Here is a 13,174-nt window from a genome sequence, read left to right on the forward strand (position 1 = left end):
CCTGTTTACGGCTGCGACTGCGGTTGCACCGCGGCCGGATCAAGCGGCTGATAAGGTTGCAGAACGGTGTCGCGCTGCTCGCCCAAGACCCAGGCGAAGCCCGAATACATCACCACCAGACAGACGAAAGTGAACAACACCACCATCCACGCCGGCACGATGCGTACCAGGTTGCGACGCTGATCGTTCAAACCTTCCCAGTGTGGCGACAACTCGCGCGGCACGTCGCCACGCAACTGACGGATCTGCCGATACAGAGCATCGCGGATGCCTTCAAGCTCAAGCATGCCGCGTGCCTGTACGCGGTACTTGCCCTCGAAACCGAGGGACAGGCACAGGTACATCAGCTCAAGCATCGGCAGGTGCTTGACCGGGTTCTTCGACAGTCGATCGAGCAACTGGAAGAACTTCTCGCCACCGAAGGTTTCGTTGTGGAAGCTGCTCAGCAGGCTCATCTGCGACCATTCGCTTTCGTTGCCCCACGGTGTGGTCACGACAGCTTCGTCGACCACGGTGCAAAGCACGTAACGCGCGGCCATCACCTGGCTGCTTTCGGCGCCGTTGTGCAGGGCGCGTACTTCAAACAGTTTCAGCCCGGCAGTCAGACGCTCGTTGAGTGCGTACAAGTCTTCGCGGGTTTCGCTGTGCTTGAGGCGCACCACTTCCGAAAGCAGCTCGGACGAGGCCGCGACCAGCGAATTGAGGCTGATGTTGAACGCTTCTGCCGGGCGCAGGCGCGCGGCGTAGATCATGCGTTCTTCCAGTTGCTCGAAACGCGGCGGCGCGGCGAAGTCGGTCAGCGGACTCGATGCCGGTCCGTGGCCCTGACGATCGAGCAGGACGGTTTTGTCGTCCTGGTTGTAATCCGTTTCCTTGATCATGTCGGTCAGTTCCTGATGGCCCAGAATTTCAGTTCAAGCTCGGCGAATTCGCCGGACACGTGGAACGCGAAACCGCCGGAGCGCTCGAGTTGTGCCAGGTCTTCGGAACTGAGTTCGAGGATGAAATAGGTTTTGTTCGAATGGAACGCGATCTGCCGCGGGGCCACCGGCAACGGTTTGACCTTGATCCCCGGCAAGTGCAGGTTGACCAGTTGGCGGATGCGCTCCACCGGGCCGACCTTGAGGTGCGCCGGCAAGCGCTGGCGCAGTTCTTCGGAGTCGCAGTTGGCACTGGCTGCCAGCACGAACGACGCCGAGCCGAGCAGTTTGTGGTCGTGCAACGGCGAAACGATGATGCCGTACTGACGCGCTTGCAGGATCAGTTCGATGGCGTGCTGTTCGAGCACCATCGACAGCACCTGACGAATCGCTTCCATCAGTTTGCGGAAGCTCCCACCCTGATCGGCGTGGGAATAGCGGCTGTCCAGACGCGGACGTTTGCTTTCGCCGGAGAAGGTCGCCAGATCGCCGAGCATGGTCAGCAGCGTGCGGTACAACTCTTCCGGGTGCACCTGCTCCAGGCCGAGGTAGTGGCGCAGCAGCAGTTCGGTGCGGTTGATCAGTTGCAGCATCATGAAGTCGCCGACTTCGGCACCGCCGACCTTGCCGTTGGAGCGAATCCGCTCGGCAATCGTATCGCCACGGTGGTTGAGCATGCTGATGACTTCTTTCAGACACGACAGCAGATAGCTGGAGGCGTGGGCCTGAATGTAGGTCGGCACGAAATCCGGATCGAGGCTGATCACGCCGTCCGGCGTGGTGTCGAGCACGTCGCAGATCTTCAGCTTCACGTAAGCCTGATCGCTCTGCTGCTCGCCGAGCAACAGTTTGAAGTCCGGGCGACCGCAGCTGACCTGGCTGGCGGAATCGTCGCCGGCATTGGAGTCGGCGACTTCGGCGTCGTACGCGGTATAACGCGCGAGCACGTCGGATTGCTCCGGACGGCGCGACTCGATGTGGTTGCCGGTGACCAGCGGCAGCGCCAGGTAGATCGGCGTGTTACCAGTGTTCGGCGGCACGTCCAGCGCCAGCGGCTCAGTGTTGCCACCAAGTTCGAACAGGCTGCCGTCCGGCAGAATCCCCGAGGCTTCACTGATCACCAGTTTGCCCATGTTAAGGAACTGCAAGTCGATCTCCAGATTGAGGAAACCCCAGGTGTAACCACCCAACAATTGCGTGCGGGTTTTCATCTGGTGATCGTAATAACGATCGTTGTGCTGGAAGTGCTGCGGACGCAGCAGCATGCCTTCCTGCCAAATGACTTTATGGGTATTCATGATCAGTCATCCGCCTTGGCGAGCACTTGATTGGTGTTACGGATGCCGGTCTGGTCCAGCGTCAGATCGACTTCGGTGACTTCCAGCGGAGTGATCTGCACCGTGTGGCGCCATTGGGTGTCCGGCAAGTCGCGGTAAGCGGCGAGAACGCCCACATAAAGACTGCCCTCTTCCACCTTGAGCTTCATTTCCACGGTTTCACCCGGGCGCAGCTCAAGTTCTTCGCTGGCCACCAGATCCGGGTTGAGGGACTCCTTGGCGCGTTCGTAAAGGCTGAAGAAATCAGCGTTCTCGAAGGTCACCGGGTGCTTGAGTTCGAACAGGCGCACGACGATCGGCGACGGCCGACCGTTGAGGTCCGGATTGAGCTGATCGCTGCCGGTCAGCTTCAGGTTGATCTTGGTCACTTTCGAGTACGGCGACAGCGACGAGCAACCGGCGAGCAACACCAGCACGGTGAGCGCAGTCAGCGTCTTGAAAAAAGCGGTCGAGCGGCGAGACATGCGCATCATCCTTGGTGGTCGGTGTGGAGGGTGGAGATCAGACGGATCTGTTCTTCGTAAGCTTGGGCAAAGTCGCGGGCCAGCAGACGCTCGCTCCAGTCATCGTCCTGACGCAGCGCCTGGTGATAACGACCGAACGCTCTCCAGCGTCCGCCCGAGGTGGCGATCAACGGCTTGTTGTCACGTTCGAAACGCAGGGTCAGTTGCTCTGGCGAAAAGTGCTCCAGCGTGCCACGCACGGCGGCGCGACTGGCGGTCAGCAGCGCCACCTGATGCGCCTGCAAATCACGGAACGCGCGGGAGATGGCTTGCTCGGCCGGCAGATGGCCGGGCTTGCTCGGCTGCAACAGAATCTGCAGCGCTTCGCTCGGGTCGACGGCAAATTTCAGCGGGTTCTTGTTGGTGCCTTGCACGGTGGTCTGGGCCAGACGCAGTTCGTTTTTCAGCTCCGAACGGGTGCGCAGACTCTGCTGCAAACCGCCGATGCTTTGGCGCAGCAAGCGCGCAGCGTTCAGGGCCAGGGCTTCGCGTTCGTCGTGGCTGAGGCCTTTGACGTCGACACCCAGCGCCGCACCGAAGTGCTCCCAGAAACCTTCGCTTTGACGCTCAACGGCTTTCGGTGCCGGAGCAGGCTCAGGTTCGGCAGGCGCGGCAATCAGCTCCGGCACCATCAGGCTTTCCATGTCGATGCGTGCGTAGTCGGCACGCTGACGGGAATCCTCAGGCTTGGTGTTCGGGGCCAGCAGTTCGTCGATTTCCGAGTACACACGCTCTTGCTGCTCGAGAGCATTGAGCGGGTCGAGATCGAGGAACGCGTCGTCGGGGATGATGCTGCCGGCAGCACGCGGGCGACCGACTTCGCCGTCGAAGGTCGCCGGGTCACGGACCAAGCGCGCGCGAATCTCGAAGTCACCCAGCACGTAGGTGCTGCCGTGCTCGATGCGCACTGGTTCGCCTTTGTGCAGGCGTGCGCCGCTCTCGCCGTCCTGGACACCGTTGCTGCTGGTGTCGGTAAGGAAGAACGTGCCCTCGCGGTAGCTGACAATCGCGTGGTGGTTGGACAGGTGACGCTTGCGGTCAGGGATGATCCAGTCGCAGTCCTCGCCCCGCCCGATCACGCCGCCGGCCTGTTTGAAGGTCTTCTGGCACAACTCGGTGGGCACGAACTGCTTGGTGTTCAGCATTTCGAAAACCAATTCCATGTTTGATGCTCCTTGCGGTCACTTGCCGCGATTGACCGCTTGCGGATCACCCAACGGGCGATAGTCGTTGTCGTTGAATTTGTAATTACCGCTACAGCCGCCAAGGCCGCATAGAACGACGAGGGTCAGCAGGACAGCTTGCCAGTGACGAACAGACATCAGAGGGTCTCCAGGTGTAGACAAAGCACAAAGCGCCGACCCTTGCGGGCGGCGCTGAAATTGGTTTTTGCGGGGAATTCGAGGATGTTTTGCCTACCCATCGAAATCTCCCAGATTGATGTTCAGACGGCCGAGCCGATACAGCAGCGTGCGCCGTGGCAGGCCCAGTTCGCGGGCGGCGAGGGTCTGGTTGCCGTCGTTCTTGCGCAGGCAATCGAGCAACAAAGTGCGTTCGACCTGCTCCAGACGTTCGCGCAAATTCAGGTGGCTGTTGTCTTCCGGCATCGGTTCCATGCGCAGGGAGAAATGCTCGGCGAGCAGCTCACCACCCTCGCACAACAGCACCGCACGCTCGACCAAGGCCTTGAGTTCACGCACGTTGCCGGGGAAGTTGTAGCCGGACAGGTGTTCCAGCGCCGCACTCGACCAGCGCACCGGATCGCGCTGCAGATACGTGCAGGTCTTCTCGGCGAAGTGCTGGGCCAGTTCGAGGATGTCGCCGTCGCGCTGACGCAGCGCCGGCAGCTCGATCGGAAATTGCGCGAGGCGGTAATACAAGTCCTCGCGGAATTTGCCTTCGCTGACCAGCGTCGACAGATCGCGGTGAGTCGCGGCGATGATGCGTACGTCGATCTTGTGGGTGTCGTTGGAACCCAGCGGACGAATCTCGCCTTCCTGCAACACGCGCAGAATCTTCGCCTGCAACGACAGCGGCATGTCGCCGATTTCGTCGAGCAACAGCGTGCCGCCATTGGCCGCATCGAACAGGCCGGCGCGGTCGCGATCGGCCCCGGTGAAGGCGCCTTTGCGATAGCCGAACAGTTCGCTTTCCAGCAGATTTTCCGGAACCGCCGCGCAGTTCTGCACGATGAACGCCTGCGACCGACGCGGGCCGCAATCGTGAATCGCCCGCGCCACGACTTCCTTGCCGGTGCCCGTTTCGCCGCGCAACAACACGGTGTACGGGCTGTGCAGAACCTTGCTGATCAGCGAATGGGTCTGGCGCATCGCCGCGCTTTTACCAATCAAGCCGTAGCCGCTGATGCTCGGCACGCTGCGCGCCACCGTGGCCGATTCCGCCAGCGGCTGACGCAAGCGTTGCAGCAGATGCAACTGGCCAAGCACGAACGATCCGAGCTGGCCAAGGGAATCGGCAAAACCTTGCAGATTGGTACGACGACGGCTGGCACACAGCAGCAAACCTTCGACAGCTTTGTTGCGATTGACCAGCGGCACACACAACAGCGACTGCCACGGCGAGGTTGCCGCCGGCAGAAAACTGGTTTCGTGCAGGCTGCCGCTCAAGTCGTCGAGGCACACCACGCGGTTCTGACACAGGGCGAATTGCAGCAGTTGTTCACCGTTGTAATCCGCCGGCAGGCTCGCCGCTTCTCGCGGTTGCAAGGCGCCGTCGAGGCATTCGGCGTTCATCCCCAGGCAGGTGTGGGTGGCGTCGAGCAGATACAGTTGCGTCAATTCGCAACCGCTCAACTCGGCCAGACCACGCACGAAGTCACCCAGCAACGCAGCACCGTCCGCCGCCCGCGACAGACTGGCGAACTGCGCCAGCAACGCTTCGGCATAGACCAGTGGCTGCGGCACCTGAGTGAACATCACACCCACCTCAGGCGAACTCGCAGGTCACGCTGGCTTCGCCGTCGAGCGTAGCGTGCACACGCTTGAGGCTTTCGCCGGTGGCCATGGCGTCGAGCAGACGATCCGCCACCAGCGGCAGCACGTGCTGATCGAGCAGATGGTCGATCAGGCGCGCACCGCTTTCGCTCTGCGTGCAACGCTCGGACAGGTGATCGACAAGGTTCTGGCACCAGCTGAAATCCAGCTGACGACGGTTGAGGCGCTCGCCGAGACGACCGAGTTTGATCTCGATCAGCTCGCGCAGCACCGGGCCGCCGACCGGGTAGTACGGCACCACTTTCATCCGCGCCAGCAGCGCCGGTTTGAAGTGTTTGCTGAGCACCGGGCGAATGGTTTCTTCGAGGACTTCAGCAGTCGGGCGTGCGCCGTTTTCGCAGAGGTCGCTGATCTTGTCGCTGCCGAGGTTCGAGGTCATCAGGATCAACGTGTTGCGGAAGTCGATCTCGCGACCTTCGCCGTCGTTGGCCACGCCTTTGTCGAAGATTTGGTAGAACAGGTTGAGCACGTCCGGGTCAGCCTTCTCGACTTCATCGAGCAGCACCACCGAGTAAGGTTTCTGCCGCACGGCTTCGGTGAGCATGCCGCCCTCGCCGTAACCGACGTAGCCTGGCGGTGCACCGATCAGACGGGAAACGGTGTGCTTCTCCTGAAACTCGGACATGTTGATGGTGGTGATGAAACGATCACCGCCGTACAGCAAGTCAGCGAGGGCCAGTGCGGTTTCGGTTTTACCGACGCCGCTCGGGCCGACCAGCAGGAACACGCCGACCGGTGCGTCAGGTTTATTCAGGCCGGCAGCGGTGGCGCGCATCGAGCGGTCCAGTGCGTGCACGGCTTGTTCCTGACCACGGATGCGCGTGCGCAGGTCGGTGGCGAAACTGGCGACTTTGGCGTTGTGCTCACGGGCCAATTGCGCCAATGGCACACCGGTCCAGGCGCTGATCACTTCGGCGACCAGACGCGGGCACACTTCGAAGCTGACCAGACGTTCTTTGACTTGGGCGGCAGTCAGTGCACTGTGGGTTTCGTTGAGCTGGGCTTCCAGCGCTTCGACGCTTTGGCCTTCTTCAACCTCAGCGGAGACGGTTTCGATCACGGTGCCTTCGGCGTCTTCTTCAACGGTGACCACTGGCTCGACCGCAGCAGCTTCGCGGGCCTTGGCCAGTTGCTGACGCAGTTCCAGCAGGCGCTCGGCCAGTTGCTTCTGTTCAGTCCACAGGGTTTCCAGCGCGACCATTTCAGTTTCGGCTTCGTCGAGACGCGCTTCCAGAGCATCCAGCGCTTCGTGGTCGATCAGCAGACCGGCCTCGGCATCGCGACGCAGGGCCTGACGCTGACGGCCACCTTCAGCCAGTTCGCCACGCAGGCGCTCAAGGCTTTCCGGGGCGGCGGCGAGGCTGATGCGTACGCGGGCGCAAGCGGTGTCGAGCACATCGACGGCTTTGTCCGGCAGTTGCCGACCGGCCAGATAACGGGCGGACAGCTCAGCCGCCGAGACCACCGCGTCATCACGCAGGTAGATGCCGTGGCTCTTCTCGTAAACCTGGGCCAGACCACGGAGGATGGTCACCGCTTCGCTAACGGTCGGTTCGTGCAGTTGCACCGGTTGGAAACGACGGGCCAGCGCCGGGTCTTTCTCGAAGTATTTCTTGTACTCGGCCCAGGTGGTCGCGGCGATGGTGCGCAGTTCGCCACGGGCGAGTGCCGGTTTCAGCAGGTTGGCCGCATCGGAACCGCCAGCGTTGCCGCCCGCGCCGATCAAAGTGTGGGCTTCGTCGATGAACAGAATGATCGGTTTCGGCGAGGCTTTGACTTCGTCGATCACGCCTTTGAGACGACGCTCGAACTCACCTTTGACGCTGGCGCCGGCCTGCAGCAGGCCCATGTCCAGCGACAGCAGCTCAACGCCTTTGAGCACTTGCGGCACTTCACCGGCAGCGATGCGCGAAGCCAGACCTTCAACGATGGCGGTCTTGCCGACACCGGCCTCACCAACGACGATCGGGTTGTTCTTGCGGCGACGGGCGAGGATGTCGACCATCTGCCGGATCGCGCCATCACGGCACAGCACCGGGTCGAGTTTGCCGTCACGGGCCTGTTGGGTCAGGTTGTGGGTGAAGCGCTGCAGCAGCGATTCGCCCTGCGCGGCTGGTTTGCCGTTGGCCGCCGGTTGCTCATGTTGCGACAGGGCAAATTCCTTCAGGCGATCGATGTTCAGTTTGGCGAGCAGCGGCTGATAACGGCTGCCGGCGTAGCGCATCGGATTGCGCAGCAGCGCAAGGATCAGTGCGGCATCTTCAACCTGGGTCTGGCCCAGTTCGAGGTTGGCCACCAGCAGCGCGTCTTGCAGCCACTGCACCAGCTCCGGGGCGAACACCGGGTTGCGCGAGGCGCTGTGTTCAACCCGCGATTGCAGCGCGGCACTCAGTTCGCCGGCATCGACGTCGGCATCTTGCAGCGCGCGTGTGAGCAAACCGTTCGGACGCTCGAGCAGGCCGAGCATCAGATCTTCGACGAGGATCTTGCTGCCGCCACGGGCCACGCAACGCTCGGCCGAACGCTCCAGATCACGACGGGTTTCGGCGTCCAGCGCCTGGATGAGTTGTTGCAGGTCTACGTTGATCATGGCTCACGTCCTTAATGAATTTTGCTGCCCAGGGTCACCACGCCGTCCGCTTTCTCGCGGCCCAGCCAACTGGTCCAACCGAGGCGACAGGCGTTCTGCTCACCGATGCGCAGTTCGCGGATTTCTTCCTGGCGCAACACCAGGCGGATGTCGTAATCGAGCGGGTCACGCAGGGTGAACCGCACCAGCGCGCAGAGCGGCTGGTAACCAAAACCGATCGGCAGGAATTCATGGAATCGCTGCCAGTTGAGTTCGGTGATGTGAATGCGGAATTTGCCGCTGCGGTCGCGCACGTTTTCGCCGAGCACCAGGTCTTCGCCGAGCAGGCTGTTGGCGCGGCCCAAACGATTGCGCTGCTCTTCGAGAATTTCTACGCGGCGCTCGATGCACTGCTCAATGACCAGGTCTTCGTGCTTGAAGTAGTAACGCAGCACGGCTTCGATCAGCGCCGCCGAGTGCGCCCGCAAGCTGAGCAAACCGAGGTACGGCAGCAGGCGTTTCCAGTTGAGTTCCTTGGCCTTGCGGATCTCGTCGCCGCCCAGACCGATCAGGGCGAACAGCTGCGAGGAGAACGGGTCAATCGCGCCGCTCTGGAAGCTTGCGCGATAGCGATATTTGCGCCAGATCGGCAGCATCAGCCGTTGCAGGCGATGGTGGAACAGGTCGAGGAAATTGCGCGTCGGGTTGCCGTCCTCGCTGTCGCCCAAGGCTTGTTCGCCGTAGAACGCCGGCAACGGCGAGCCGGAACCCACCAGGCCGATCAGGTTGAAACGCATGCGCGCGCGCATCTGCCCGTGCTCTTCGAAAAACTCGACGCGATCGACGTCGCTGCGCGGAAAGCCCAGGCTCGGGTTGGCCTGGAACTCGACGTGGTCGTACAGATCGTCTTCGCTCAGGTGCGGGTGTGCCTCGCGCAGCCGGTCGATCACCAGCAGCACGGCCTGAAACAGCGAGTACTCGCGTATTACCTTGGTCAGCCCGCTTAAAGCAGGGGCTGCAGGCCCATACGTGGTGTCCATTGGTACACCTCTCCCTGTGTGCTTTTTACGCGCAGTTCATGGAATGAATTGAGACTGGCGTAAAGCGCGAAAAACTCGTTAAGAACCGAAGCGAAGACGAACAGGTCGCCTTCGCCGATATACCCTTCCGGGTCGATGGTCAGTTCGGTGCGCAAACCGCGCACCGGTAGCCCACGGTGCAAGCGGTCAACGTGGTGATGCTTGATGTGCTTGAGGCCGCCGAGCAGGCGTTTGCTGACCTTCTCCGCGTGCTGGTCGTAGTAGCGCGGCAGGTCGTAGGTTTCGAGAATCACCTTCAACGCATTGACGTCGGCCAGCGACAGATAGTTAAGCGACATGTTGCTGATCAGCTTCCACAGGAAGTCACGGTTCAGCGGTGGCGCGAAGCTCGACGTGGCCGGGGTGATGTTGCGGAAACTCAAGAACTCGGGCGTCTCTTCGCAGGCCATGCAGATGTCGCCGAGCTTGAGCTTGCGCGGCAGGTTCTGGTTGGTGCAGATCAGCTCGATCGACAGGGTTTCGTGGGCTTCGGTGTGGCGGATGCCGAAGCTCAGGTAGGTGTCGAGGCCGTCGTGCAGCAAGGACGAGCGCTGGCGGATGCTGTAGTGCGGACGGCTGTTGGGCACGTCGAAACTCGGGTCGTGCTCGAAGGATTCGAACGGCACGTACTCCTGATAACCGAGGCCGCCGGGCTTCCAGCCGGTCACGGTTTCCACCGAGAACACGCCGCAGTTTTCCAGATCGTATTCCGCTGGCAGCAACAGGTACTCGTCCTGCTTGCCATCGAGGCGAATCGGCAGTGCATCGTGGGCGAACAGGTTGGCAATCGGCGTGCAGAACAGCTTCACGTTATCCAGGGTCGGCCGCATACGCATGATGCCGCTCTTGCGAATATCGAAGCGCAATTCCAGGCCGCGCATCTGCTTGAGCGTGTCTTCCGGCAGCGCATTGATGATGTCCAGACCGTTGACGTCGACGAACAGGAATTTGTCCTGGAAGGCGAAGTATTCCTGCAGGTAGCGATAGCCGCGGAAGGTGTTCAGCGGATACGGGATCAACGCTTCTTCTTCGGCAAAGCCCACCGGTTTGACCCGGTCACCGGGAATCTTGAACGCCATCGGCTTGCCGCTGACGCCATCGATTGGCTTGCCAGCGCCGTCGAGCGGGATCAGCTCGATACCTTCAAGGTTGCGCAGCAAGCTCAGGTAGAGCATCTGGCTGATATAGCGCTCACCGGCAAAGTGCAGACGCAGTTTGCTCAGTTCCAGCTCACCGAGGTGGCCGTCGGCGCTCATTTCCAGACGCAGGCTGAGCAGCGAGCCGTCGCCCTTCACCGAGTAGTTCAGCGCAGCCAGATCCAGCGGCAACACGTCGGTCGGGTAGCAGGTGCGGAAGCGGCAACGCACGTCTTCGATCGGTTTGCTTTCAATCGGCGTATCACGCTCGACGCGCAACGCCGGCCCGGATCGCTTGAGCGGATCGAACTGCAAAATGCTGAACGCCGGCAGCGGGCGCATGTAGTTCGGCCACAGCAATTGCATCAGCGAATGGCTGAGTTCCGGCAGCTCGTCATCGAGCTTCTGGCGCAGACGCCCAGTCAGAAACGCAAAGCCTTCGAGCAACCGCTCCACGTCCGGATCCCGCCCGGCCTGCCCCAGATACGGTGCCAGCGCCGGACTACGCTCGGCGAAACGGCGACCGAGTTGGCGCAGTGCGGTGAGTTCGCTTTGGTAGTAGTGGTTAAACGACACGGGTTACCTGCCTGGTATTGAAACGCATCAAAAAAATATCCTGTAGAGCGCGACCGTCACGCCGGCGCAGAAATAACCGCCAATCAGCAGGAACGGCACAATCGAGATCCAGCCGTACGCCATGTAGGCATCACTGAGCTGACCGACAACCAGACTGAGCAGGCCATACAGCATCCATGGCACGGCGTAGAACGGGATGAACTTCACCGGCGCCCACCAAACCATCCGCAGTGCCTGTTGCTCGTTGCGGCTCTGCGCCGATCGGGACATCCATAGCGAAAAACCCAAAAGCCCGGGAATTCCCCACCACAACAGGTACTGCCAATAAATCCCGGACGACTCGGGTGTTGAATACTCGCCACTCCACAGGTCATAGGAACTGATCACCAACACCGCCAGCAGTGGCCACCACAAGGCCGCCATGAAGAAGCTCAGTTGCGCACGACTAAGCATGAGCAGGGCTCGCAGGCGACGTCTGCCGCATCAGCGCAAGTCTTTCCCAACGCAGTTCAATCACCTGCGTGAGCAGAATCGCCAACAACGTGACTCCGCCTTGGGCCACGGTGTAGAACAGCGCACGTAGCGGGTTGTCCGGCACCATCATGAACAGAATCCAGGCAACCATCAGTGCGAGCAAACCGAGCTTGGCCCACAGGTTCGGGATGATCGCGGCCAGCGCGTTTATGCCAAAAAATATGTAGATGAACATGTAGTGAGCGATGCCAATCGCCACGCCACGGGTGGTGAATCCGCCGTTGAAGGCCTTATAGGCCACAACCACTGCGTTATTCAGAAACACGTAGGCCACGCATCCCGCCGCGTGAATCGCCAGACAGAGTGCAAGACGCGCGTAGATATTCATCGCTGCGCCACTCCCTGTTTTTTCGGCGTGATCGCCATCGCCGAATACACATAGAGTTCGACGCCGTCGTAGCCGCCGATGGCGGTAGCGCTCAACGGATAGCTGTCCCGTGTGCCGTATCGAACCCAGCCCTCAGTCCACATTCCGCCACTCTCGTGGCGAATCTCGACGTAATAGTCCGGCGCCTCGTTCCTGGTAACTTCAACGAATACCCCGCCATCCTCGGCGCCAACCCACAACGCGTTGGGATGAGCGAACAGCTTTGGTTCGGTCGAGCTTTCCATTCGCAACAGCAGCGCGAAGCCGACCAGAATCGCCAGCAAACCGACCGAGCTGAGAAAAGCGATGAGACATTGCCAGGCTCTGAGTTTCATCGAGCCGACCCGAACATGTGCGTCATGGACAGAACGCCCCGCTATCGACTGTCCATGAACGAACAACGCCACTCAGGTGTTTCTTAGTCATCAGCTCGACCCTGGCGAATTGCCGATAATCACCGTCCCGGAACCTGCCGTGACCTTGTTGCCGTGAATACCAACCGAACCCACGGTCGCGGCCGCTTTGCCGTTAATCAACACCGTGGTCGCCAGATCGCCGACCATCGCACCACCACACGCCGAGGCATCGCCTTGGCGGGCGGCCGCGAGGCCATCGAAGAATACGTCGCCGGAACCGGCGGCGATCGGGTTGGTACCGTGGCCTGGAAGTGGGCAAGCGGTGGGGTCGGATACGCGTGCTGCGGGTTTGCCAGACATCGGGGATCTCCTTAGGTGACCTTCACTTGTCCGCTGCCATCCAGGCGCGCGGAAAAACTGACCTGACGCTTGAACCCTTCAACTTCCAGCAGGCCTTCGATGCTGAAGGCCAGGCGCAGTTGATCGTGGTCACGCGGCAGGGAAATGACACGCACGTTGCTCAGGCGCGGCTCGTAGGCTTCGATGAAGTTTTCGATGGCCAGACGGGCCTGACTCAGGGAGTCGTGCAGGCTCAGACGCATGTCATTGAGATCGGGCAACCCGTAGTCGGCCAGCGTTTGCACGCTGCCGGCCCGGGTGCTGAGCATTTTGGCCAGATGGGCAGCCACTGACGCCATGGCACAAGCCTCAAGGCTATTGCCCTTGCGTAGTTGCGCGTCGCCGTTGAGGCGTTCGAACAGGCTGCCGTATCCGTCCATGAGT

General features: G+C 61.2%; 13 protein-coding genes and 1 pseudogene. All 14 read right to left on the bottom strand.

The genetic code is table 11. The annotated features are described in order from the left end of the window. Positions 1-5 precede the first annotated feature (5 nt). The 14 genes and pseudogenes from icmH to tssE all read right to left on the bottom strand — a co-directional run bounded on the left by icmH (position 6) and on the right by tssE (position 13,170). Positions 6-881 (bottom strand): type IVB secretion system protein IcmH/DotU, encoded by an 876-nt coding sequence (gene icmH / locus U6037_RS28610; RefSeq protein ID WP_016985783.1) that lies wholly within the window; start codon positions 879-881, stop codon positions 6-8. Between the two features lie 5 nt (positions 882-886). Beyond that, positions 887-2,218, bottom strand: a complete 1,332-nt coding sequence (tssK, locus tag U6037_RS28615) for a type VI secretion system baseplate subunit TssK (RefSeq protein WP_077575067.1) — start codon at positions 2,216-2,218, stop codon at positions 887-889. Between the two features lie 2 nt (positions 2,219-2,220). Further along, positions 2,221-2,721, bottom strand: coding sequence for a type VI secretion system lipoprotein TssJ (gene tssJ, locus U6037_RS28620; RefSeq protein ID WP_007920299.1), 501 nt, complete (start codon positions 2,719-2,721; stop codon positions 2,221-2,223). A gap of 5 nt (positions 2,722-2,726) precedes the next feature. After that, positions 2,727-3,923 carry a type VI secretion system-associated FHA domain protein TagH gene (gene tagH / locus U6037_RS28625; RefSeq protein WP_064116459.1) on the bottom strand — a complete coding sequence of 399 codons (1,197 nt, stop codon included), beginning with the start codon at positions 3,921-3,923 and terminating at the stop codon, positions 2,727-2,729. Positions 3,924-3,941: 18 nt separating this feature from the next. Then, a complete protein-coding gene (locus tag U6037_RS28630) occupies positions 3,942-4,082 on the bottom strand; it encodes a hypothetical protein (RefSeq protein ID WP_007920296.1) in 141 nt (46 codons plus the stop codon). Positions 4,083-4,175: 93 nt separating this feature from the next. Beyond that, positions 4,176-5,696, bottom strand: a complete 1,521-nt coding sequence (locus tag U6037_RS28635) for a sigma-54 interaction domain-containing protein (RefSeq protein ID WP_322845283.1) — start codon at positions 5,694-5,696, stop codon at positions 4,176-4,178. Positions 5,697-5,706: 10 nt separating this feature from the next. Further along, complete coding sequence (gene tssH, locus U6037_RS28640) at positions 5,707-8,364, bottom strand: type VI secretion system ATPase TssH (protein ID WP_322845284.1); 2,658 nt, start codon at positions 8,362-8,364, stop codon at positions 5,707-5,709. A gap of 11 nt (positions 8,365-8,375) precedes the next feature. Then, complete coding sequence (tssG, locus tag U6037_RS28645; protein WP_322845285.1) at positions 8,376-9,383, bottom strand: type VI secretion system baseplate subunit TssG; 1,008 nt, start codon at positions 9,381-9,383, stop codon at positions 8,376-8,378. Continuing rightward, positions 9,347-11,134, bottom strand: a complete 1,788-nt coding sequence (gene tssF / locus U6037_RS28650; RefSeq protein WP_007920286.1) for a type VI secretion system baseplate subunit TssF — start codon at positions 11,132-11,134, stop codon at positions 9,347-9,349. The genes tssG and tssF overlap by 37 nt, the downstream gene beginning before the upstream one ends. 27 nt (positions 11,135-11,161) lie before the next feature. Next, complete coding sequence (locus tag U6037_RS28655; RefSeq protein ID WP_322845286.1) at positions 11,162-11,587, bottom strand: hypothetical protein; 426 nt, start codon at positions 11,585-11,587, stop codon at positions 11,162-11,164. Continuing rightward, positions 11,580-11,996, bottom strand: coding sequence for a hypothetical protein (locus U6037_RS28660; protein WP_110718144.1), 417 nt, complete (start codon positions 11,994-11,996; stop codon positions 11,580-11,582). The genes U6037_RS28655 and U6037_RS28660 overlap by 8 nt, the downstream gene beginning before the upstream one ends. Continuing rightward, on the bottom strand, positions 11,993-12,370 hold the full coding sequence (locus U6037_RS28665) for a hypothetical protein (RefSeq protein ID WP_322845287.1): 378 nt from the start codon (positions 12,368-12,370) through the stop codon (positions 11,993-11,995). The genes U6037_RS28660 and U6037_RS28665 overlap by 4 nt, the downstream gene beginning before the upstream one ends. A gap of 105 nt (positions 12,371-12,475) precedes the next feature. Further along, positions 12,476-12,751, bottom strand: a pseudogene (locus U6037_RS28670) (PAAR domain-containing protein); the annotation flags it as partial. An 11-nt stretch (positions 12,752-12,762) separates the two neighbouring features. Further along, on the bottom strand, positions 12,763-13,170 hold the full coding sequence (tssE, locus tag U6037_RS28675; RefSeq protein WP_007920274.1) for a type VI secretion system baseplate subunit TssE: 408 nt from the start codon (positions 13,168-13,170) through the stop codon (positions 12,763-12,765). Between the last annotated feature and the right edge of the window lie 4 nt (positions 13,171-13,174).

Source organism: Pseudomonas sp. B33.4, assembly GCF_034555375.1.
Classification (GTDB): domain Bacteria; phylum Pseudomonadota; class Gammaproteobacteria; order Pseudomonadales; family Pseudomonadaceae; genus Aquipseudomonas.